The following is a 24,722-nucleotide window of genomic DNA, read 5'->3' as shown; positions in this document are numbered from 1 at the left end:
CACTAAAATTCAATATCTTCAATTTAATAGTAACAAGCTTTGTTATATTTGTACTTACAGTGCTTATCTTTGTAAATTAAAATCTTATTGATAGAAATATGAAAAATATCTGGTTAAAAGTATTAACATTAGTCAGCATCACAACTTCTTTATACACTTATGCTTGGGGACTTACAGGTCATCGCATTATTGCGGAAATTGCAGAAAACAACCTCAACGGAAAAGCCCGTCGTGAAATAAAAAAAATAATGGGACAAGAGCGTCTCGCCTACTGGGCCAACTGGCCAGACTTTATCAAATCTGATAAAACAGGAAAATGGAAAGAAGCATCTACTTGGCATTATGTGAACATTGATCCGCAGACAGATTTTAAATCTTTTGAAGAACAACTAAAAGCTCAAGCAGGTCCCAATCTATATACGCAAATCCGCGTACTTTCCTCTCAAATAAAAGATGAAAAAACTTCTGAAAATGATCGAAAAATCGCATTGATATTTTTGATTCATTTGGTGGGTGATCTTGCGCAACCAATGCATACAGGACGCAAAGATGATCTTGGTGGCAACCGAATAAACGTGACTTATTTTGGGAGCAAAACCAATCTACATTCGGTTTGGGATGGGAAGTTGGTAGATTCTCAAAAATACAGTTATACTGAATATGCAAAGCTTCTGGACATTAAAACTAAAAATGAAGTAAAAGCTATACAAGCAGGAACACTAGAAGACTGGATGTATGATTCGCATAAAATTGCCAACGAAATTTACGCTGCAACACCTAATGACAGCAAGTTGGCCTACGATTATCAATATCAGTTCAATGAAGTGATGGAGCGTCAACTTTTGCATGGAGGTCTTCGTCTTGCCAAAGTATTGAACGATATTTTCTAAATCCTATATAATCGGTTTAAATTAAAATTAAAACCAATGTCGTTGTAGTTATGAGAGCCTTGTTAGAGCTTTAAGTCCTAACAGGGCTTTTTCTTTTGAAGATGCAAAATAACAACGGATAAGCATTCTGCGCCCCGGATGGAACGGCATGTTGGAGCTCGCGCCGCAGGCGCGGGCATTAGCCAAGGCGTGGCGCAGCGACTAGTGACAGCCGGAAATGGCGCCCAAATAAAAAGCCCTCAAAATAATTTGAAGGCTTTATATTTATTCTATAATAATGAGAATTAAATTTCTGTATTGATGTCCCAATTTTCTAGATAATCGTGAATATGTTTCAACATCATTCCTCCTAAAGAACCGTCCACAACGCGGTGATCGTATGAGTGCGACATGAACATCAGGTTACGAATTGCAATAACGTCGCCATCTGGCGTTTCTAGAACTGCTGGTTTTTTAACAATCGCACCAATTGCCAAAATAGCCACTTGTGGTTGTGGAATAATTGGTGTTCCCATAAGGTTGCCGAAGCTTCCTACGTTGGAAATGGTATATGTTGCACCTTGCGTATCTTCTGGTCTTAGTTTTTTGTTTCTTGCTCTAAAAGCCAAATCGTTGATTGCTTTTGCAAGTCCAGAAAGTGATAATTGATCTGCATTTTTGATTACGGGAACAATAAGATTACCATCTGGCAAAGCGGTCGCCATACCGATGTTGATATTTTTCTTTTTGATAATGTTGTCACCATTCACGGACACATTGATCATCGGGAAATCCTGAATTGCCTTAACTACAGCTTTTACAAAGATTGGCATGAAAGTCAATTTCTCACCTTCTCTTTTTTCGAAAGCTGATTTGTGTTTCGCTCTCCATCTTACCACATTCGTAACGTCTGTCTCGATGAAAGATGTTACATGTGGTGCAATATGTTTAGCTTTCACCATGTTCTCTGCGATAATTTTACGCATACGATCCATCGGGATAATCTCGTCACCTTCAGCAACAGAGATAGGTGTAACCGGAGCCGTTGTAGCAACTGGTTTTGGAGTTTCAACAACTGCTGGCGATGTTTGTACTGGCGCTGCAACTGGAGTATTTCCTCTATTTTTAAGAAATTCTAAAATATCTTCTTTTGTAATTCTGCCTTCCAATCCAGAACCTGTAATGGTTTTAAGCTCTGCATCGCTAATGTTTTCTTGATTAACGATAGATTTTACAAGTGGTGATAAAAACAAATCTGTAGAAATAGCAGCTTTCGCATTAGTTGTCGTTACATGAGCTAATGGTTCTTCCAAAGTTTTAATAACTTCTGGCTCTGGTGTAGAAGCTGTCTGCGTAGAAGCAATATCAGAAGAAGCGTCAGCCTCTGTTTCTAAAATTGCAATAGCTTCACCAATTTTTGCAACCTCGTCTTTTTGTTTTAAAATTTTAACGATTTTTCCTGAAACAGGTGTCGGCACATCCGAGTCAACTTTATCAGTAGCAATTTCTACAACCGAATCATCTTCTTTGACCATGTCGCCTTCATTATATAACCAACTGATGATTGTAGCTTCCATAACACCTTCTCCCATAGAAGGTAATAACAACTTATATTCAGCCATTTTTACTTTTTTTGAATTTTTACAAAAATACATTTTTTTTTGATAGATACATAAGCTATTTTAAATTTATAATAAATTTTGCTTTTTTAAGTATTAAAGATATTTTTTGGGTTATTCGGGACTTAGCCTAAAGATTTTAATTAAAAAAAGTATTTATAACTCAAAACAATTCAATTATCAAATTAACATTATAAATGCAAATAATTATCAAAATAACAATTCAACATTCTTATTTATTGAATATAAATCCATTTATTTCCTAATAAGATTTTAAAATCATTAAAAAATAATGTAATTTTAGACCATTCAAAAATCAAATTATAAAATTCCTTATTTCTATATGAAAAATTCTTTATTAAAGCGTTCAATTGGGGTCGGAGCAATCTTCTTTATGACTGTGGTGAACGGACAAAGTACAGAAAACATTATCAGAGATTTCATTTCAACTGATGCAAGTTTTAAAGGGGTACAAAAACCAATGGATTTTAAAGTTGTAAACGAAGATAGTTCTTCTAGTTTAAAATCTAATGTTGTGGACGTACAACAAACAGTGAATGGTATTCCAATTTATCACTCTTTGGCTAAAGCGGTAATTAAAGACGGAAAAATGTGGTCATTCAAAAATAACTTTGATAAAAACCTAAATGTTTCCAAATATGCAAATGTTAACTCGGTAACTTCTGCTTTGGAGGCAGCTCTTAGTCATTTAGGCTTAACAAACACCAATTACAAACTTATAGCGGACGGTACAACACTAGACAATCCTTCAGCAAATGATGTAGCTAATTTTGCTTACTATTACCAAAAAGATAACAAGTTGGTTCCTTCTAGGTTATTCTTTATAGATGATGCTAAGAATAATGCGTTTTGGCAAATCATGGTAAACCTTGAGAATAACGAGATTCTTGAAAAAAACAACATGGTTATTTCTTGTAACTTTCACGATGATGCATATGCCGCTACAGAAACCGAAGGACACGAGCATAGCCACTTTTTGCCAGCTTACGTAGAAAACCAAATCAATAAAGCTCACAAAGCTTCCACAGCAGCTGTGGCAAGTGCTTCATATAATGTTTTCCCATTTCCTATAGAAGCACCAACTTTTGGAACTAGATCCGTATTAACCGATCCTTGGGATATAGCCTCTTCTCCTTTAGGATGGCATGATACAGGCAACACTAACTTCACATATACAAGAGGAAATAATGTTTGGGCTTATTTTGATAATGCTGGCACCAACTCACCTCCAAATACAGATATGACAGAAGGTGGTTCTTCTTTAGACTTTAATTTCCCTTATGCAGAAGCTGCAGAAATTTCAGCCTATTCTAATAAGCACGCTGCAATTACCAACTTGTTCTACGCAAACAACATGATTCATGACATTTTCTACAAGTTTGGTTTTACAGAATCGGCTAAAAATTTCCAAATAAATAATTTTGATAAAGGCGGTAGAGGAAACGATGCTGTACGTGCCGAAGGTTTTGACGGTAGTGGTTATAATAACGCCAACTTCAACGCGGGCTACGAAACAGAAAGCTCTGTTGCTCTACCAAGAATGCAAATGTATCTATGGAAGTCTGGTACTTTAGGTTTAAAACAAAAATTATTCTACAATAGTCCAGCAGATGCTGTAACAAGACCAGGAGTAGCTGCAGGAGCCGCTAACTTTGGCAAACAACTATTCTCCATCCCCATAACAGGAGATCTTGTAATTCCAAGTGTTCAAAACGGATGCTCATCTATGTCCTCTATGGCTGGGAAAATTGCTTTCATACAATATTCACCAGGTGGTGCTGGGGAATGTACTCCTATCACCAAAGTTAGAAATGCACAAGCCGCAGGAGCAAAAGGAGCAGTTCTTCACAGAACCAATTCCAATACTCCAATCGATATGTCAGGAGTAGACAATAGCATTACAATGACTTCTATAATGCTAGGAAAAGACGAAGGCGACTATATCCTTTCTCAAATTAACAACGGAATAACTGTTAATGTTGACTTGAGAGATATGGGCAACGGCTATAAAAACTCAAGTTTTGATAATGGCGTTATTATACACGAGTACGGACACGGAATCTCTAACCGTTTAACAGGTAACAGTATGGGATGCCTTAACAACGCTGAACAAATGGGTGAAGGCTGGTCCGACTTCTTCGCGTTGATGTTAACCAACAAACCTGAATATACTGAAGCAACTGCTAGAGGTATTGCAACATATTCTTCGGGACAATCAACGACAGGACAAGGTATTAGAGGTAGAAAATATTCACCTGATTTTGCAGTTAACAACTACACATATAACAATATTAGAGGTGCTTTTTCACCGCACGATGTTGGTCAAGTATGGGCAACAATGCTTTGGGATCTTCACTGGAAAATGGCAGAAAAATATGGCTATGCGTCAGACATTGTAGCCAATCCTAACAGCGGTAGTGCAAAAGTTGTGCAGTTAGTAGTAGATGGTCTTAAATTACAACCTTGTTCACCAGATTTCGTTTCTGGTAGAAATGCAATCTTAGAAGCCGATGCTCTAAAAGGCGGAGCTGACGAATGTATGATCTGGGAAGTTTTTGCAAAAAGAGGTCTTGGTGTTAACGCTAATGCTGGCTCTAACAACAGCGTGGAAGACCAAACAGAAGATTATAACATTCCTGAAAAATGTAAATTAGCAACATCAGAAGTTGGCAAAAACAAAGCCTATAATGTCTATCCAAACCCAGCAAAAGGAGAATTCTTTATCGCTGGAAAACCAACACTTAACCAAGGTTCGGTAAAAGTTGAAGTGTTGGATATTACTGGAAAAGTAATTAAATCTTTCGACAGAAAGAAAAACAGCGTGGAAGCAGTATCAACTTCTAGCATGCCAAAAGGCGTATATGTAGTAAGTATTTCTGAAAACGGAAAAGTAGTCCAAACTGATAAATTAATTGTGGAATAATTAATTTTTACACTTATAAATTTTAAAAAGTCCATTCTCTTGAATGGGCTTTTTGTTTTTTTGTTAATTTTTTGTTAGTTTTAATTTTCTTTTCTGAAAATTCCGTAATTTTGCGCTCGTAAAAATTCTGTATGCAAAACATTAGAAATATTGCGATTATCGCACACGTTGACCATGGTAAAACTACTTTGGTGGACAAAATTATCCATGCTACCAGCATCTTTAGAGAAAACCAAGAATCAGGAGAACTGATTATGGACAACAACGATCTGGAAAGAGAGCGTGGAATCACCATTTTATCGAAAAACATTTCGGTAACCTACAAAGACACAAAAATCAACGTTATCGATACACCTGGTCACGCCGATTTCGGAGGTGAAGTAGAAAGAGTATTGAAAATGGCTGATGGTGTTATCTTGTTAGTAGATGCTTTTGAAGGACCAATGCCACAAACAAGATTCGTACTTCAAAAAGCTCTAGAATTAGGCTTGAAACCTATCGTTCTTATTAATAAAGTTGATAAGCCAAACTGTCGTCCAGAAGAAGTTCATGACAAAGTATTCGATTTATTCTTTGCTTTAGATGCTACGGAAGAGCAGTTGGATTTCCCAACATTCTACGGATCTTCAAAACAAGGTTGGTTCAACACCTCATTGGAGCCAGCAGATAGTATTTTACCAATTTTGGATGGTGTTTTACAATATGTTCCAGAACCAAAAACTATAGAAGGTAACTTGCAAATGCAAATCACTTCTTTAGATTTCTCTTCTTTCTTAGGAAGAATTGCTATCGGAAAAGTGACCAGAGGTTCAGTATCTGAAGGACAATGGATTGGTCTTGCTCAGGATGGTGGAAAAATTGTAAAAGGAAAAGTAAAAGAACTTTACGTTTTTGAAGGATTAGGAAAGAAAAAAGTAACTGAAGTAAAGGCAGGAGATATCTGTGCGGTTGTAGGTTTCGATGCATTCCAAATTGGAGATTCTTTCGTAGACCTGGAAAATCCTGAACCATTGGAAAGAACAGCGATTGATGAGCCAACGTTGAACATGACGTTCTCTATCAACAATTCACCTTTCTTTGGTAAAGATGGTAAATATGTTACTTCTAACCACCTTAAAGAAAGATTAACAAAAGAATTAGAGAAGAATTTAGCATTAAGAGTTCAACAAACGGATGATGCTAATACATTCTTAGTTTTCGGTAGAGGTATTCTTCACTTGTCAGTTCTTATTGAAACGATGAGAAGAGAAGGGTATGAAATGACAATTGGTCAGCCACAAGTTATCTTAAGAGAAATTGATGGTGTACAATGCGAACCATACGAATCTTTGGTGGTAGATGTTCCTGAAGAATTTGCTTCAAGAGTTATCGATTTAGCAACGCAAAGAAAAGGTGACCTTCACATTATGGAAACTAAAGGTGAAATGCAACATATGGAATTCGAGATTCCTTCAAGAGGTCTTATCGGATTGCGTTCTCAAATGTTGACAGCAACTGCAGGTGAAGCTATCATGGCGCACCGTTTCACAGAATATAAGCCTTTTAAAGGTGCTATTCCAGGAAGAAACAATGGTGTGTTGGTAAGTAAAGGAACTGGTCCAGCAACTGAATATTCAATCAACAAACTACAAGATAGAGGCAAATTCTTCGTAGATCCAGGTGAAGAAATCTACACAGGGATGATTATCGGTGAGCAAAACAAACCAGGAGATTTGGTAGTAAACATCGTAGAAGCAAAACAATTGAACAACATGCGTGCTGCTGGTAAAGATAAAGATACAGGTGTTGCTCCAAAAATCTTATTCTCACTAGAAGAATGTATGGAATATATCCAAGCTGATGAAGCGATTGAGGTAACGCCAAACTTCATCCGTATGAGAAAGAAAATCTTATCTGAAGAAGATAGAAAAAGATTAGAAAGACAAGCGAAAGCTTAATAAATTCTTAATTATTATAAAAAGCCTCGATTATCGGGGCTTTTTTATTACTTTCGAACATTAAATTATTTCTAATGACATTTAAACGGGATTTTAGTCGATTCAAGACATTCTCTTTATTACTTCTAGCACTTTTACTTTATAATTGTGGCGGTCAAAAAAAACCAGTTACAACCACAAAGCCGACTACAACAAAACCTACAACGCCCAAACCACCTACTCCACCCAAATCTGACGATTACAAGGTAGAACTCCCTAAACTAAACAGAGAATTTCGCGGTGCATGGATCGCTTCGGTAGCCAATATCAATTGGCCATCAAAAAATAACTTATCTACAGATCAACAAAAAACAGATGCGATCGCGTTATTGGACATGTTAAAGACCAACAATTTCAATGCGGTCATTTTACAAGTTCGTCCTTCTGGTGACGCATTATACGAAAGCCCACACGAGCCTTGGTCCTATTTCTTAACAGGTGAAACAGGAAAAAAACCATTTCCTTATTACGACCCATTAGAATTTTGGATTGAAGAAGCCCACAAAAGAGGTATGGAACTACATGTTTGGCTAAATCCTTACCGCGCTCACCATTCCAATGGCGGTAAAGTTTCTAGCGCGTCTTTGGTCAACAAATATTCAGAATATACTTACAGATTAAAAAACGGCATGTATTGGTTCGACCCCGCAGCCAAAATCATTCAGGATCATGCATCAACAGTTGTAAAAGATTTGGTAAAACGTTACAATTTGGATGGCGTTCACTTTGACGATTATTTTTACCCATACGCCACCTACAATGGCGGAGCAGATTTTCCAGATTCTAAAACTTGGAACCAATACAAAAATGCTGGCGGCCAACTTTCCAGATCAGATTGGCGTCGTGACAATGTGAACAAATTCGTAGAACGTATTTACAAAGAAATTAAAACAGAAAAGAATTATGTTAAATTCGGGATAAGTCCATTCGGAATTTGGAAACCTGGATATCCACAAGGCATCAAAGGTTCTTCACAATATGACGAATTGTATGCCGATGCTAAATTATGGTTAAATAAAGGCTGGATTGATTATTTCGCACCGCAATTGTATTGGCCTATTAATTCTACTGGACAGAGTTTTCCAAAGCTTTTAGAATGGTGGGAAAGTGAAAATACCATGAAAAGACATCTTTGGCCAGGTCTTAACACCGTGGAAGTTAAAGCCTCTGACAGACCGACAGAAATTGTTAGTCAAGTCCAAATAAGTCGTGAAATTCTTAAAGATAAAGCAGGCGAAATCCATTGGAGCATCGCTGGTTTAACAAAAAGTTATACGATGCAAAATGCTCTCAAAACGCAAGTTTATCAAGAGAAAGCTTTAATTCCCACAAGTCCTTGGTTAAAAATAACACCTTTGAAAAAACCAACTTTAGGCTACAAAAAAGACAACGGAAATACAACAGCATTTTGGTCCACAGAAGACAACACGAATGTTTTCCAATGGGTACTTTATACAAAATATGCTAATACTTGGAAAACAGAAATTCTAACATCGGACATCACATCACTTATTATTCCAAGCTCTAGAGATGGAAAATCCCTCAACACAATCGCCATTCAGGCCATTGATAAACTGAGCAACGAAAGCGAATATAAAGCGCTAAAAATCAACTAAAATTTAAAGAAATAATTTAGATATCATTTCCTTCCTAATGAAAATGGGAAGGAAATGCTTGTTTTGGACTTTGTCTAAGGATGTTCAGTTTAAACCAAGATTTCAAAAAACCATAACCATAAGAAAACATTTGGACATAGGTTGCAATAATTGCCATTGCGGTGATATTAACGTTTTTCGTCACAAATAGAGCATGAAAAAACACAACGAAGGTGTAGATGCCATAAAGCGCTAACAACAGTCCATAACCCCAAACAAAATAGTGGAAAAGTCCCATAACATAGCCGAGCAAAAATAATGTCGGAAACCAAAATGTCGGCTTCACATATTTTGGATGTCTTTGGTTAAGAATTGGACGCGCACAACCGAATTGATACACTTGTTTTGAAAACTTACCAAGATCAGTCCTTCTTTTGTGATACACACCAATATTATCGAAAAAAGCCGTGGTGTATCCGTTTTCCCAAAGTGTCATCGAAAGATCTGGATCTTCACCAATTCGCATTTCGGAAAAGCCACCAACTTCTAAAAAAACTTCTTTGTTAACACCCATATTAAAACTGCGAGGTTGGAATTTTGAAACGGCTTTTTTACTCCCGCGAATACCACCCGTTGTGAAAACAGAAGTCATAGAATACGATATTGCTTTTTGCATAATATTGAATCCTTTGTGCGCTTTATCAGCTCCACCAAAAGCATCGCAAGACGTCGTTTCTAAATCTTTTTTGATGCTTTCAATATAATCGTTTTCAACAATAACGTCTGAATCTACAAAAACCAACCAATCATTTTTAGCACGTTTGGCACCGTAATTCCGAGTTAATCCTGGACCTGAATTGCTTTTTTGGTAAAACGATATATTTAATTGATTTTCAAACAATTGAATTATATGACTTAAATCTATTTTTGAACCATCATCAACAACTATTATTTCGAAATCTTTATCGGATTGTCGGCTTAAAGAATTTAATAATTCGAAGAGTTCATCTCTACGATTATAAATGGCTATGATGATGGAAATAGAGTTCAATGTTCTTTTATTTTAATTCTGAATGAGAAATTATTTATTGTCAAATTTAGCTTTTTTGGTGCCTTCATACATTTCGTATTGCAGGAATCTTGTTTCTAATTTACCATTAAACAACTTAACTTTTCGGGAAGGTCTTAGCCCAATTTTTTTAGAAGCTTCGAGGTCTGAAGTGATTAGCCAAGCCAAAGTGTTGGGATAATTTTGTTTAAAAGTATCTCCTATTTTTTTATAAAAATCTTCGACATCTATCGCGATACGCTCATTGTATGGTGGATTGAAAACCATCAATAATGGGAACAGATCTTTTTTAGAATCAAAGAAATTTTGCTTTCTAACTTCAATCACATCTTCCATTTCGGCAAACTCAATATTAGTTTTCGCAGCATTCAGAGCTTTAAGATCAATATCGTAACCGACAATTTTTCCAGTAAATTCTTTTACGCGATTGATACGGAATTCTTTTATCGTTTTAAACAATTCGGCGTCGTAGTTTTTCCAATTTTGAAACGCAAATTTCTTTCTAAAAATCTGCGCTGGAAGATCCATGGCAATCATGGCAGCTTCTATCAAAAGTGTGCCACTTCCGCACATAGGATCTAGGAAATTACCTTTGCCATCCCAACCTGCGATTTGTAAAAGTCCAGACGCCAAAACTTCATTAATCGGCGCTTCGGTCTGGATTTGACGATAGCCTCTTTTGAAAAGTGGATCGCCAGAACTGTCAAGGCTGATGACTACCAATTCGCGGTCGATATGCAAATGGAATTTGATATCTGGATTTTTGCTATCCACATTGGGACGTTCTTTGTATTTCATTTTAAAAAAATCCACGATAGCGTCTTTCATTTTCAAAGTCATAAATTGGGAATGGCTAAAACGCTCCGAATTAACCGTTGCATCTATGGCAAAACTTTGATCGATCGACATATACTCGTCCCACTGAACATCGAACAATCTGTCATAAAAACGATCTTCATTAAAAGCTTTAAAACTCTTTATAGGAACCAAAATCTTAAGCGCCGTTCGGCAAGAATAATTGATTTTGTATAAAAAACCAAGATCGCCTTCGCAGTTCACCGCTCTGTTTTTTATCTCAACATTGCGGCCTCCCAATTTTTTAAGTTCCTCAGCCAAAATAGGTTCCAGACCAAAGAAAGTTTTTATTTGTATTTGCAGATTATCTATATTCATGCTGCAAAATTAGGAATAATATGCTTAGAAATTTAATTCTTTATTTCTAGAAGTTATCTAATAGATATTTTGAATTAAATTTTAAAGAATTATTAAGATTTACTATGCCTAAAATGTCGTATTTTTGCGCTTATGCAATGGTTTGAATCTTGGTTTAATACACCCTATTATCATATACTCTACAAAGATAGAGATTACAACGAGGCAGAACATTTTATCAATCTGCTGATTAAGGATTTAGAAATGCCTCCTCATTCGCGGATCGTAGATTTGGCTTGTGGAAAAGGACGACATTCAATTTACCTTAACAAAATGGATTATAATGTTTTGGGATTGGACTTGTCCGAACAGAGTATTCTTCACAACAAACAATTCGAAAACGAAACTTTGAATTTTGCCATTCATGATATGCGAGATCCAATGCATGTTAGCGAGCCTGTTGATGCGGTTTTCAATCTGTTTACCAGTTTTGGATATTTTGAAAACTCTGAGGATGATCTTAAAGTTTTCCAATCGGTTTATAATGCAATGAAGCCTGGCGGTTATTTTGTGCTGGACTTTCTTAATGAAGGATTTGTCAGAAATACTTTGGTGCCGCATGCGGTTGTTGAAAAAGAAGGCATTCAATTTAATATATCGAAAAGAATAGAAGACAATTTCGTTGTTAAAGACATTCATTTTCATGATGAAGGCACAGATTTTCATTTCTTCGAAAAAGTAAAATTGTCAACGCCACAACAGATTGAAGCTTACGCCAAACAAGTTGGTTTTGAGCGTGCTAAAGTCTGGGGCGATTACGAACTTAATGATTTTGATCCTGCCACATCTCCACGTTGCATCAATTTATTCGTAAAAAAATAATAGAATTATGATTGTTATTTTATTGATACTAAGTGTTTTATCGGGCGTTTTTCTAGGTAAATATTTTGGAAGTCAGCAGAAGTTTGCAAAAAATCTTTTGGTGATGAGTGCTGGGTTTCTGATAAGCATTTGTATCAATGAAGTTTTCCCCGAAATCTACGGTAGTGGCAATCATAACATTGGTATTTTTGTAATTGGCGGCGTTTTGCTTCAGATGCTTTTGGAAAGTTTAACCAAAGGTTTTGAGCATGGCCATTTTCATCACCATGCAGAAGATGAGCATATTTTACCTTTGGCGCTGATTATAGGATTGTTCGTTCATGCATTTATCGAAGGTATTCCGTTGGCTCAGGAGAAAGAAGTTTTATCACCTTATTTAACGGGAATTTTGTTTCATAATCTTCCGATTTCTTTTGTCTTGGGAAGCTTTTTGGCGAGAAGTAAAACCTTTTCTCCTAAGTTTTGGTTGGTTGTGGCGATTTTTGCAATGGCTTCTCCGCTGGGCATGTGGATCGGACATTATTTCAACCCAGAACACAAAATATATTTCTTAGCCGTTGTTGCCGGAATATTCTTACATATTTCTTCGGTTATTATTTTTGAAAGCAACAAGAATCACAAAATGGATTGGTCCAAAATTATTTTCGTGATTCTGGGTATCGGCCTAGCCATGCTGGGACATTTAACACACCATCATTAATCGTTTCTCTGTATTTTTTCTTGTAAAATTTTTGTAAATCAAATTTTAAATCCTGACAATCAAGCTTTTGACAATACAATTGATTTACTGGTTATTTACAAATTTATTTCCGAAAAAGCCTTTAGTTTTAACTCATAAATTTTGAGCATGAAAAAAATTCTAGCAGGCATCATTATTCTAAACACTTTGATGATGTGTCAAAAATCCGAAATTCAGAAAGTGCAAGATCACCTGAATTCCGCGGACAGTTTGATTAATAGTGTTAACGACCATCTTAAAAATATCGATTCGCTTTCCATTAACTTGGATTCGGTGAGCATTCCTCATATTATCAAAGAAAAAGAAAAGCTCGAAAAGGTTTTTGATGATTCTAAAAAATCAATTGACTCTTTAGGCAAAAACATCAAGGATTTTAATGAGAAATTAGAATCAAAAGACATCCAACAACAAATCGATTCTGTAAAGTCTAAAATAAAAAATGCTGACCAACTCAAAAAAGTTAAAGAACGAGTTAAAGTCATCTACAAAAATCGTCCAGAACAACAACCGACGCAAAATCTACCCAAACTAGATGCTTTAATTAAAAGTGCCCATTTGGAAATCAATGTGGAAAATCTGACCCAAACGCGTCAGGAACTAAATCATGAAATTTCGAAATTCGATGCCCGAATTCAGTCCGAAAATATCGTCAGCAATAACGAATTCCAGACGATGTATGTGGTAGCAAATATTCCGTTATCGAAATTTGATTATTTCGTAGATGCGGTTTCAAACAATCTGGGAACAATTAAAAATAAAAACATTGAAATAAAAGGCGAAGATTTTTCGTCCAACCAACTGTGTATTGTAGAACTTACGATTATAGAAACGCAATCTGCCAAAAAAGAAAACGAAGCCAATCCTAATGCCAGTTTCTCACAAAAAGCGATGGATGCGATAGGAAATGGCGGCAAAGTTTTGGGCGATATTTTTCTATTTCTTTTGCCTTTTTGGCCTATATTCATCATTGCAGGCATAGGATTTTATTTTTATAAAAGACAGCAAAAGAAAAAATCAAAAACATCGGAAAACACAGAATCCAACAAGCAAGATTTGAATTAAATTAAAGTCTAAAAACTTTGCAGATTCTAAAACTAAATAAGCATTAAAAATTTTAATTATATTTTAATTTAAAATTAAGATAACAAAGATTCAAAATATTTAGCTTTGCTTTATAAGCTTAATAATCATTCAGATTTTTAATGTTGTAAAATTTTTTCACTAAAACAAAAGGAGTTTGACAATTTCAAACTCCTTTTTATATTAAATAATCGCTTCTCTTACACGCGTCAGTTTTTGTAACAAATCGTCTAGTTTGTCCAATCTTAGCATATTAGCACCATCGGACAAAGCTGTTTCTGGCGTCGGATGCGTTTCTATAAAAAGACCGTCTGCTCCTACAGCAATTCCTGCTTTTGCGATCGTTTCGATAAGTTCTGGACGACCGCCCGTAACCCCCGAACTTTGGTTGGGTTGCTGTAACGAATGCGTGACATCCAAAATAACTGGTGCATATTGTTGCATCGTCGGAATACCGCGAAAATCAACTACCAAATCTGTGTATCCAAAAGAATTTCCTCTTTCGATGATTGCAACTTTTGGGTTGTTAGAATCTGTAATTTTTTGTACCGCAAACTGCATTGCTTCTGGTGACAAAAATTGTCCTTTTTTAAGACTCACACATTTTCCAGTTTGCGCTGCTGCCACCAAAAGGTCGGTCTGGCGCACCAAAAAAGCTGGAATCTGCAATACATCAACATATCGCGCCGCCAAAGCTGCATGGTCGTTCTCGTGGATATCTGTGGTTGTAGGGATGTCAAAAGTCTCGCCTACTTTCTTGAGGATTTCCAAAGATTTTTCTTCGCCAATTGTTGTGAAAGAATCTACTCTACTGCGGTTGGCTTTTTTAAAACTTCCTTTAAAAATATAGGGTATATTGTATTTATTCGTTAATTCAAGAACTTTTTCTGCAATGCGCAGCGCCATATCTTCGCCTTCGATAATACAAGGTCCCGCAATTAAAAAGAAGTTTTTAGAATCTTTGTGTTTGATATTTTCTAAATATTGTATCATGATATTATTTCAGTTTGTTAACTATTTTTTCGATCGTATTAAGATTACGACTGGTGAATTTATCTTTCAGACTTTTCATTCCTAAAACTTTGCCAAACTCAAAATTAAGCGTATTTCCTTTGGGGGTTTGCCAATAAAATACCGCATCGACAATTTTGGCAGATTCGTGTTCTTTATTTCCTTTTTCTTCAAAATATTGTTGAAGCTTTTCCGCTGTATTTTTATCCGAAATAAAAACGTAATTATGACAATCCTCTTTGTCCTCAAAAGCTTTTTTCATCAATACATTTTCAATACTTTTAAAATCTCTGATAAAGAGAAAAGCGTCATAATTAAACGTTTTGGACATGGCTTCTTCCAAAATTGATTTTAAATCAGATTCATTCTTATCCGATTCGAACAAAATATTTCCGCTCGCTAAAATGCTTTGCACACCGAACATTCCTGCTTTTGTAAAAACATCACAAACCTCTTTCATCTTCATGGAAGTTCCGTTGACATTAACACCTCGCAGAAATGCGCAATATTTTTTCATGCTATAAAATTACGGGATTCTTTCGTACAAATTGTAATCTCTCCCAGAAGGTTTTAGTTTATAAATTTTTTCTAAAATCGGATTGTCACTTTTAAGATGCTCTTTAATCCTAAACTCTTTCAATAATTTATAATGCGTTTTGTAATAATCCGCTTCTGGTTCTTCAAAAATATCTTTGTAAGCTAGAATATATTTTGGTTGTCTGTTTTTAATGGTATTAAACCAATAATGTTTTTTGTCTTTCACAATTTCTGTCTGGACACCGCGGTCAACCAAACCTACTTCGTCGATGGTTTTGAGATGTGAAAAATACGGCACAAAACCAGCAGGTTCTAAGAAAATCCATTGGCTTTTGTCCTTTTCATGTTGGTCTAGAAAAATGCCGATGTTTCGTCTATAATTCCATTCGCCATTTCCCGTCGCGATAGAATGTATCGTTTGGTACGCCAACATTGGTCCGACATAAAATAAAACTAAAAGTGCCAACCAAAGATTTCGTTTTGATTTTTGTTCTAAAACAAATACGATAATAACCCCAAAAAGTAAAATCTGTGGCACCCAATAATACCAATCAAAATAAGATTTTTGAGATATGAAAATGATCTGTTTTGCCCATGCAAACAAGAAAATAATCCACAAGAAAATATTGCGCGAATTCTTTTTAGTAACCAAGAAAATGAAAGCGCACAACTCAAACAACAATATCAAAATCGTATACGGATTGAAAGTCGTGGTCATCTTTAACATTCCCCAATAATTACCATAATTAATCAAAAAATATTTCCAGCTAAGGCTCGGTGTAAATTCTTTATCGTAAGCCATCTGTTTTGCTGTAATGGTATTGTTGACAATTTCTCCAAAATAAAACCAGTTGAACGCCAAAACGAGCCCAACGCCCAAAATACCACCTAGAATGTAGCGCCAATTAATTTTTTTGTTCCAAATAAGATCAACCAAAAAGACAATTCCTAAGAATATAACGGTATCGATTCTCGTAAATAAAATTAAAGGCGGAAACACCAACAAAGCCCAATTTTTCTTTTGATAGAAGGCATAATAGAGCAAAGCCATTTCTAGGAAAAACAGAATGCCATATTCCATACCCAAGATTGAAATCTTAATAGATGGCGGCAATATTCCAAAAAGAATAATGAAAACAGCTTGTTGCCAATAGTCTTTCAGAAGCATTTTTGACAAAAAATAACTTCCTATCGTAAATAATATAGAATTGAAAATGAGAATGGGATACATGAAGTAAGCCTTCCCAAATATCAAATTAAAAAAATAGGAAACAAAGACATAAAGATGCGTGGTAGAGGAAGAAAGCTTTTCGTCACCATTGAAACCGATAACGCCGTAATCCAAAAGATTTTGGGCTACACGCCAAGTGATAAATGCATCTTCCTGAATATGATGCGTCAACAAAAACAAAAGCTTTATCAGCACAATTGCGATACAAGCATAGATAGGTAAATTTTTCTTCATCTGTGTATTTTAAAAACAGGTCTCAAGAAAACTCAAGACCTGCTGTATAATTGGGTTAGTATCTATTGCGCCACTTTCATCAAAGCTCGTGTCACTTGCTCTTCTTTTTCGGAAGCATAAGTCGTGTCAAACTTATTGGTAACATCGAAAAGATATTGATAAAAATTCGTGATATTATGAGATTCTTCTAATCTGCCAAACGCTTTTTCTTTGCCTAACATTTGAAGTTCTTTAACAAAAGCATCAAAACGTTTGTCAATAACAGAAATTGCATTGATGGTATAATTATAAGCTTTTTCCTTTTGACCGATTTTTTGATACGCATCCGAAATTGAATTCACTAGATAAGCGTATTCCATTGGTTTGGTATTCATTTGACGAGCAGAGTAAACTCGGTATTCAGGCGAAAGTTTTAGATAATAATCATACTCTGTGAAGATATCTTTTTTGATGGCATCAGCCATTTCCAGACCTTTTTTCTCATCGCCCGCAACAATGTACGCATAGGCAATTGCGCTAAGCGATCTAGGATCATTGTATTTGGAACCAGGAATTTCTGTGCTTATTAAATTGAGAAGTTCAATAGCTTTTCCTTTTTGTCCCGCTTGTGCCAAAGCTACCGCCGTACGACTTGTTGATAATCTATAACCTAAAATATTTTCTTGAGCTGTGCCATCAAAATGAACACTCAAATCCTTAAAGTTGCCCCATTTGTAGTTTTTAACGACATTATACATTTGGTCAGCATTAACTCTACCCATTTCGCCAGAATCTGACTCTGGTGTTTTGATAGGAACCAAACGATAACTAAAACCATCTAATTGTAAATAATCTTGAAGGAAGAAAATATTTTCCGGATCATAAACGCCGCCATTCGAGAAATTAAGAGGTCGCTTCCAATCGAAGTTTGCGAGAATATCCAACAGCATCAAATTGTTTTTGAACATACTGTTTTTCTTATAATCGATTGTAATCGATTGTTCTGCCAAAGCAGCTTCTGTTGGTGTAATAATTCCTGATTTCACAGCATTATTAACATTCACAGGCAACACAAATTTGGACACCGGAATAAAATTAAAACGCTCTGTTTTGCTATTTTCTCCAAAAATCATTTTCAGGATTTCTGTTTTATTTTCAGATTTTTGTTTTAAGAAATTAACCGCATCTTTCACCGTCATGGAGTCTTGTTCCAAGAATTTTCTATATTCTGCAAATTCGGTTTCTGGCGCACCAGCTTGTTGAAGATTAGCAAAGATATTCTGCCAATCTTTTTTAGTCATTAAATATATTTGGTCGTTAGCACCATCGCGATAATCATCATGAGTAAATACCGAAGGCACCGGCGCAGATTTATAAGTTTGACGCTTCATTTGATCCAAATACCAAGGCGTTGCCAATAAGGTGAAGTTAACAACTTTAACATCCGAACGGAATTCCTCAGTTTCTTGCAATCCCCAGACTGGATAAGTATCATTATCTCCATACACAAATAACAAAGCATTATTTGGTAAAGATTTCAGAGAAGAATAAGAATAATCGTAAGCTGCAGTTCTTTTGCTTCTGTCATGGGAATTATAATTTTGGAAGCCCATCATCAGCGGAATCCCCAACATGATTACCCCAACTGCCCATTGTGCTGCATTGGTTTTAACTTTCTTTTGAACGAATGAAAATACTGTTGCCACACCCAGACCAATCCAAATTGCAAAGGCATAAAATGCCCCAACCATCGCATAGTCACGCTCTCTCACTTCGAAAGGTTTTACACCAGTGTAGAAGACAATCCCAACACTTGTTAATATAAATAAAGATAATATCGCATAGAATCTTCCAAAATCTCTATTGAGTTGAAAAAAGAAACCTAACAAGCCCAAAATTAAAGGTAACATGAAAAAATATACCGTGCTTTCGTTACGGAATTTCGCAGGCATATCACTCTGATTTCCCCAAAGATTATTATCTATAAACGAAATACCTGTAATAAAGTTACCATTGGTATTTTGCATATTTCCCTCAAGGTCATTTTGTCTTCCTGAGAAGTTCCAAAGTAGATAACGCGCGAAATAATAATAATTTTGGAAAGTAAAGAAATAGTCTAAGTTTTGTGATAAACTTGGTCGTTGTACATTGATTATTTCAAATGGTTTTGCATCGTAATAATCACTCGCTTTCAAAGTTCCAGCTTCAAACTTTTTTCTTAAACCATCAAAATATTGTTGTGCTTCTGGACTGTTTGCTGCTTCTTCATTATCAAAATTAAAGGTAAAATCTGGCGCACCGTACATCGAAATATAATTGGCAATAACACTACGATCTTCACTGAACATTCTTGGTAAAAAGCCTACATGCGCCGGATTGAATACGTAATTAAAACGCTCTCCAACCACACGATAACGTCCTGTTTTCTCATCTTTTTCGTAAATATCTCCAGTTTTATTTGTACGGAAGCTTCCGTCCTCATTTTTAAGGATGCCATTATAATCAAGATAAGCAGTATAGTTTTGACCATACATTGTAGGCCAATCACCATATTGTACACGGTTGTAATAATCCAACATTCCAATGGCGTTATCAGGATCATTAAGGTTCATCGGTGCATTGGCATTTGCACGAATCGGGATCACCATCCAACAAGAAAATCCGATTATCATATAGACAAGCGACAATGCAATTGTTTGATAAAGTGACTGTCCTATCTTTCTTGAATAATTAATAACTAAATAGCAAATTAATATTAAAATAGCAAAAGCGAAAATAGTCCCACTATGGAAAGGAAGTCCCAATCCATTAACAAAAAAGATTTCACTTTTTCCGAAAAGTGTCATTATTAAGGGGAAAATCCCTTTAAACACAATACCCAGAATAACTAAAGTTACCAAATTTGCAATGATAAAGTTCTTCCAAGTAAATGTATAATTACGAGCATAATAGACGAAACAAGCCGCTGGCAAAGCCAACATACACATCATGTGAACCCCTACAGAAAGCCCTACAATAAAGAAAGTTAGAATAATCCAACGTTCGTTTCCATGATCATGGTATTCGTTTTCCCATTTCGTGATTAACCAAAGTAATAATGCGATAAACATCGTTGCCATGGCATAAACTTCGCCTTCCACCGCCGAAAACCAAAAGGTATCCGAAAATGTGAAACATAAGGCTCCTATGACACCTGAAAATAAAATACCAATCTGTTCACCTGGGCTTAGTTCAGAATATTCTTTATTCAATAATCGTCTCGTAAAATGTGTAATCGTCCAGAATAAGAACAAGACGGTTACCGCGCTACAAATCCCAGAAAGTGCATTGATCACCAAAGCATAATTTTCGGGATTTCCAAACGCAAAAATAGCGAAAACAGCACCTATTAGTTGGAATAGAGCCGCTCCAGGCGCATGCGTCACTTCCAGCTTAACCGCAGAAGAAATATATTCTCCACAATCCCAAAAACTCAATCGATGCTCTATGGTCGATAGATAAGTTATAAGAGCAATTACAAAAACAACCCAACCTAAGATGGTATTCCATTGTTTAAATGTCCAGTTCTTCATATTTTTATCACAAATTAGTGCGAAAATAAGACTTTTAACTGATTTTTATCTTCCTTTTAACAGAATTTTAATTTTTGGCTTAATATTTGGAAGTTTTGCAAATGTTAAATACTCTAAAAAATGGATAGCTGATTTTTTTTAGTCACAAAGAATTAGACTACTATTATTTTTTTTGTATTTTTGCAAACAGTTTTTTTAGTGAGAAAAATGTTAAATAATGACTAATGTATACGATAACATTCTTGGTTTAATTGGGAATACTCCTTTGATTAGATTAAATCAAGTTACAAAGGATATCCCTGCGACTGTATACGCTAAGTTGGAATCTTATAACCCTGGACATTCTACCAAAGATAGAATCGCATTTCATATTATAGAAAATGCTGAAAAGAAAGGACTATTGAAACCTGGCTCTGTAGTTGTAGAAACAACTTCAGGCAATACAGGCTTCTCTCTGGCAATGGTGTGTATTATCAAAGGTTATAAATGTATCCTTGCAGTAAGTGACAAAACAAAACCCGAAAAAATTGCTTACCTCAAAGCTTTGGGGGCAACAGTTTTTGTATGTCCTGCCAATGTAGCAGCAGACGATCCTCGATCTTATTACGAAGTCGCTAAGCGTATCGCTAGCGAAACACCTAACTCAATCTATATCAATCAATATTTTAATGAATTAAATATTGATGCGCATTACCAAACAACTGGCCCAGAAATTTGGGAACAAACGCAAGGTAAAATAACGCACCTCGTTGCTTGTACAGGAACGGGCGGAACATTAACAGGTTCTGCTAAGTTTCTAAAAGAACAAAATCCTGACATCCAAATTATTGGTATTGATGCAGATGGTTCCATACTGAAAACCTTCCATGAAACGGGTGAAATTGACAAAAGCCAAATCCATCCTTATCAAATCGAAGGCATGGGGAAAAACTTAATTCCTTCTGCGCTTTTGTTTGATAAAGTTGACCATTTTGTAAAAGTTAATGACGAAATGAGTGCCTACCGTACCAGAGAAATCGCTCTAAAAGAAGCTATTATGGGCGGTTATACTACAGGCGCAGCAGTACAGGGGCTAATACAGTATGCCAACATCAATCCTCTTAATGAGAAGCATGTTGTTGTAGTTATTTTCCCAGACCATGGATCACGTTACATCACAAAAGTATATAGTGATAAATGGATGGCTGAACAAGGTTTTGTTAACAATTGCTTTCACAACTACGAAGAAGTTTTTAAAACAGAAATCATAAAATAAAGTTTCTCCCGATACTTAATCGGGAGATTATTTTTAATAAAGAAATTAGAATGGATATTTTTGACAGAATCAAAGAAAATCCTGGACCATTAGGACAATTTGCAGACTATGGCGAAGGTTATTTCATTTTCCCAAGATTAGAAGGACCTATTGGTCCAAGAATGAAATTTCAAAACAAAGAAGTTATTTTCTGGAGCGCCAATGATTATTTGGGACTATGTAATCATCCCGAAGTTATTGCTGCAGATGCAAAAGCCGCAGCAGATTACGGCATGTTCTATCCAATGGGCGCTCGTGCCATGTCTGGAGAAACAGAGCAGCACTTACAATTAGAAAAAGAACTAGCCGAATTTGTTAAAAAGGATTCCGCATACCTGCTTAACTTTGGTTATCAAGGTATGGTATCAACCATCGATGCTTTAGTAGATCGCCATGACGTTATTGTATATGACGTAGATTCTCACGCTTGTATCGTTGACGGTGTTAGACTACATTCTGGAAAACGTTTTACGTATAAGCATAACGATATTGAAAGTTTAGAAAAAAACCTTGAAAGAGCAACAAAAGTCGCTGCAGAAACTGGCGGCGGTATTTTAGTAATTACTGAAGGGGTTTTCGGAATGCGAGGACAGCAAGGCAAACTGAAAGAAATTTGTGCTTTAAAAGATAAATACAAGTTCAGATTATTGGTCGATGATGCTCATGGTTTCGGAACTTTGGGAGAAACTGGCGCTGGTGCTGGCGAAGAGCAAGGTTGTCAAGATCAAATCGATGTTTACTTCTCAACTTTTGCTAAGTCTATGGCAGGTTTTGGGGCTTTCATCGCAGGAGATAAAGATATTATTAGATATTTAAAATTCAATCTTAGATCTCAAATTTTCGCTAAATCTTTGACAATGCCGATGGTTATTGGTGGACTTAAAAGATTAGAACTATTAAGAACAAGACCTGAAATAAAAGCTAAACTTTGGGAAAACGTTAACAAATTACAAAACGGACTTACGGAAAGAGGCTTTAACCTAGGAAATACCAATACTTGTGTAACGCCAGTTATGATGCAAGGTACACCAGTAGAAGCTACACTTTTGGTAAAAGACCTTCGCGAAAACTTCGGCATCTTCACCTCTGTTGTGGTGTATCCAGTAATCCCGAAAGGCATGATTTTGCTGAGATTAATTCCTACAGCTTCCCATACAGATGCTGAGATTAATGAGACGTTGGCTGCTTTTGAGGCCATCCATGACAAGCTAGTTAATGGACATTATAAAGAACAAGCAGAAAAATTATTAGCTGAACAAAATTTGGAGTTCAAGCCTATTTAATTAAAATTATAAAAAAATCGCAATCAAAATTTGGTTGCGATTTTTTATTTTTAAAACTAAAATAATTATTTACGGATTGGTAGAGAAAATAGAAGCATTAGCAATCATAGCTCTTCTGTTCATTTTCAAGATATCTCTTACCCATTCTGCGAAATCTTCTGGTTGAAGCACTGTTTCTGGATTTCCATCTGTTAAACCTCCTTGAATACTCATATCCGAAGCAATAGTACTCGGAGTTAAGGTAATTACACGAATATTATCTTTTCTCCATTCTGCCATCATCGATTGTGATAAAGAAATCACCGCTGCTTTAGAAGCCGCATAAGCAGACATTCCCGCGCCTCCTTTAAGACCTGCTGTAGAAGCTACATTTACGATATCACCTTGACCTTTTTCCTTTAGAAAAGGATAAACCGCTTTAGAAGTGTATAATACACCGAAGAGATTGGTTTTCATGACTTGTTCCCACACTTGTGTTGACATATCATTTAATTTCCCGAAATCGCCAATACCAGCGTTATTCACCAAAATATCAATGCTTCCCAAATCGTTTGCTAAAGCTTTAATTCCTGTATTAACAGCCGTTTCATCATCAATACTGAAAACTGAGTAAGATGCATTTACACCTAAGTTTCTAAGTTCAGCAACTGTATTTTTAAGATTTTCTTTGTTTCTTCCAGAAATTCCAATATTCACACCTTCATTAGCCAAAGCAAGAGCTACGGCTTTTCCTAAACCTCTTCCACCACCAGTTATAATGGCATTTTTCCCTTTTAAGCTTGTCATTTTCTTATGTTTTTATGATTAAACTTTATCTTCTGCAAAGGTACAAAATGAATACGCAATTTCTTAAAAAAGCCTTTTAACAATCATTCATTTAGAAATATATCTGGTGTATTGGTAGTAACGAAATCAATATTGGCATTGACTAATTTTTGATAAACTTCGGCATCATCCACTGTCCAAGCATTGGTTTTTAATCCTATTTTTCTTGCTTCCGCAATCCAATCCAGATGTTCTAAAAGTATTTCATAATCATAGTCAAAACCATCTAAGCCAAGCTTTTTCAATGCATTCGGTGCTAAATTTCCGTTCAAATAATAGACTAACATCTTTGGGTTAATTTCTTTTATTTTACAACAAATATGTAAGCTAAAAGATATAATCTCACATTGACTTTCAATATTGTATTTTTGAATTAAATCCATGGTTTTTCTAACCATAACCTCTTCTAATATTTGGTTTTTAGATGGTTTCAATTCAACAATTAATTTACAATTTGGAAATTTTTGACCTTGTATAAAATAATCCTCCAACCTCGGAATACTTTTAGCATTCGAAAGTTTAACCTTTTTTAAAATATCAAAATCTGTTTCGGCAATTTCTAAATCGCCAATCTGTTCATCATGAAAAACAATTAATTTCTCATCTTTTGTCATTTGAACATCAAACTCAGATCCGTAAACTTTTAATTTCTGAGCATTTTTTAAAGCTTGAATAGAATTTTCTGAAGTTCCAGGTTGGGATTTCCAAAATCCACGATGCACAATTAGTTGTGTTTTCATCATTCCATTTTTTACTAAATCTTTCAATTCTAAAAATAAGATATTCACTTTTCAGAAGCAAGTTTTTTTATCTTTGCTATAAACATTTATT

At 35.6% G+C, this 24,722-nt stretch carries 18 protein-coding genes; 9 read left to right on the top strand and 9 right to left on the bottom strand.

Annotated elements, in window-relative coordinates; all coding sequences use genetic code 11:
* Positions 1 to 98 precede the first annotated feature (98 nt).
* Positions 99 to 890, top strand: coding sequence for a S1/P1 nuclease (locus G6R40_RS00865; RefSeq protein ID WP_165130650.1), 792 nt, complete (start codon positions 99 to 101; stop codon positions 888 to 890).
* Between the two features lie 284 nt (positions 891 to 1,174).
* Here G6R40_RS00865 and G6R40_RS00860 read toward each other — a convergent pair whose 3' ends face one another.
* Complete coding sequence (locus G6R40_RS00860; protein WP_165130648.1) at positions 1,175 to 2,491, bottom strand: dihydrolipoamide acetyltransferase family protein; 1,317 nt, start codon at positions 2,489 to 2,491, stop codon at positions 1,175 to 1,177.
* A gap of 340 nt (positions 2,492 to 2,831) precedes the next feature.
* Between G6R40_RS00860 and G6R40_RS00855 the strand changes: the two genes are divergently transcribed.
* The 3 genes from G6R40_RS00855 (at position 2,832) to G6R40_RS00845 (ending at position 9,024) form a co-directional block, all read left to right on the top strand.
* Positions 2,832 to 5,432, top strand: a complete 2,601-nt coding sequence (locus tag G6R40_RS00855; RefSeq protein WP_165130646.1) for a T9SS-dependent M36 family metallopeptidase — start codon at positions 2,832 to 2,834, stop codon at positions 5,430 to 5,432.
* 131 nt (positions 5,433 to 5,563) lie between these two features.
* Positions 5,564 to 7,369 carry a translational GTPase TypA gene (typA, locus tag G6R40_RS00850; RefSeq protein WP_165130644.1) on the top strand — a complete coding sequence of 602 codons (1,806 nt, stop codon included), beginning with the start codon at positions 5,564 to 5,566 and terminating at the stop codon, positions 7,367 to 7,369.
* A gap of 74 nt (positions 7,370 to 7,443) precedes the next feature.
* Positions 7,444 to 9,024 (top strand): glycoside hydrolase family 10 protein, encoded by a 1,581-nt coding sequence (locus G6R40_RS00845; RefSeq protein ID WP_165130642.1) that lies wholly within the window; start codon positions 7,444 to 7,446, stop codon positions 9,022 to 9,024.
* A gap of 34 nt (positions 9,025 to 9,058) precedes the next feature.
* On the opposite strand, the gene G6R40_RS00840 is transcribed toward G6R40_RS00845, so the two are convergent.
* Positions 9,059 to 10,054, bottom strand: coding sequence for a glycosyltransferase (locus G6R40_RS00840; RefSeq protein ID WP_165130640.1), 996 nt, complete (start codon positions 10,052 to 10,054; stop codon positions 9,059 to 9,061).
* Between the two features lie 30 nt (positions 10,055 to 10,084).
* A complete protein-coding gene (locus G6R40_RS00835) occupies positions 10,085 to 11,245 on the bottom strand; it encodes a class I SAM-dependent RNA methyltransferase (RefSeq protein ID WP_165130638.1) in 1,161 nt (386 codons plus the stop codon).
* Between the two features lie 132 nt (positions 11,246 to 11,377).
* Here G6R40_RS00835 and G6R40_RS00830 point away from each other — a divergent pair, with 132 nt between their 5' ends.
* From G6R40_RS00830 to G6R40_RS00820, 3 genes are all read left to right on the top strand, one after another.
* Positions 11,378 to 12,106, top strand: a complete 729-nt coding sequence (locus tag G6R40_RS00830) for a class I SAM-dependent DNA methyltransferase (RefSeq protein WP_165130636.1) — start codon at positions 11,378 to 11,380, stop codon at positions 12,104 to 12,106.
* Positions 12,107 to 12,113: 7 nt separating this feature from the next.
* Positions 12,114 to 12,806: a ZIP family metal transporter gene (locus tag G6R40_RS00825; RefSeq protein ID WP_165130634.1), complete on the top strand. Its 693-nt coding sequence runs from the start codon at positions 12,114 to 12,116 to the stop codon at positions 12,804 to 12,806.
* Between the two features lie 147 nt (positions 12,807 to 12,953).
* The gene (locus G6R40_RS00820; protein WP_165130632.1) at positions 12,954 to 13,907 is read left to right on the top strand and encodes a DUF4349 domain-containing protein; all 954 of its coding nucleotides are present in this window, start codon (positions 12,954 to 12,956) and stop codon (positions 13,905 to 13,907) included.
* 201 nt (positions 13,908 to 14,108) lie between these two features.
* On the opposite strand, the gene kdsA is transcribed toward G6R40_RS00820, so the two are convergent.
* The 4 genes from kdsA to G6R40_RS00800 form a co-directional block, all read right to left on the bottom strand.
* Positions 14,109 to 14,918, bottom strand: coding sequence for a 3-deoxy-8-phosphooctulonate synthase (gene kdsA / locus G6R40_RS00815; RefSeq protein ID WP_165130630.1), 810 nt, complete (start codon positions 14,916 to 14,918; stop codon positions 14,109 to 14,111).
* Positions 14,919 to 14,922: 4 nt separating this feature from the next.
* Positions 14,923 to 15,453 carry a DUF1697 domain-containing protein gene (locus G6R40_RS00810; protein WP_165130628.1) on the bottom strand — a complete coding sequence of 177 codons (531 nt, stop codon included), beginning with the start codon at positions 15,451 to 15,453 and terminating at the stop codon, positions 14,923 to 14,925.
* Positions 15,454 to 15,462: 9 nt separating this feature from the next.
* The gene (locus G6R40_RS00805; protein WP_165130626.1) at positions 15,463 to 16,938 is read right to left on the bottom strand and encodes a hypothetical protein; all 1,476 of its coding nucleotides are present in this window, start codon (positions 16,936 to 16,938) and stop codon (positions 15,463 to 15,465) included.
* Positions 16,939 to 17,000: 62 nt separating this feature from the next.
* A complete protein-coding gene (locus G6R40_RS00800; protein WP_165130624.1) occupies positions 17,001 to 20,489 on the bottom strand; it encodes a DUF2723 domain-containing protein in 3,489 nt (1,162 codons plus the stop codon).
* Between the two features lie 217 nt (positions 20,490 to 20,706).
* Here G6R40_RS00800 and G6R40_RS00795 point away from each other — a divergent pair, with 217 nt between their 5' ends.
* Entirely contained in the window at positions 20,707 to 21,744 is a 1,038-nt protein-coding gene (locus tag G6R40_RS00795; protein ID WP_165130622.1) for a PLP-dependent cysteine synthase family protein, read from the top strand.
* Positions 21,745 to 21,794: 50 nt separating this feature from the next.
* A complete protein-coding gene (locus tag G6R40_RS00790; protein ID WP_165130620.1) occupies positions 21,795 to 23,066 on the top strand; it encodes an aminotransferase class I/II-fold pyridoxal phosphate-dependent enzyme in 1,272 nt (423 codons plus the stop codon).
* A gap of 69 nt (positions 23,067 to 23,135) precedes the next feature.
* Here the strand turns inward: G6R40_RS00790 and G6R40_RS00785 are convergent, their stop codons facing one another.
* Positions 23,136 to 23,852 (bottom strand): 3-ketoacyl-ACP reductase, encoded by a 717-nt coding sequence (locus G6R40_RS00785; RefSeq protein ID WP_165130618.1) that lies wholly within the window; start codon positions 23,850 to 23,852, stop codon positions 23,136 to 23,138.
* A gap of 83 nt (positions 23,853 to 23,935) precedes the next feature.
* Entirely contained in the window at positions 23,936 to 24,679 is a 744-nt protein-coding gene (locus G6R40_RS00780) for a glycerophosphodiester phosphodiesterase (protein WP_228455887.1), read from the bottom strand.
* Positions 24,680 to 24,722 lie beyond the last annotated feature (43 nt).

It is taken from the genome of Chryseobacterium sp. POL2 (genome assembly GCF_011058315.1).
Lineage (GTDB): Bacteria > Bacteroidota > Bacteroidia > Flavobacteriales > Weeksellaceae > Soonwooa.
Note: the sequence above shows the minus strand (reverse complement) of the source record. Positions and strands in the feature narration are given on the sequence as shown.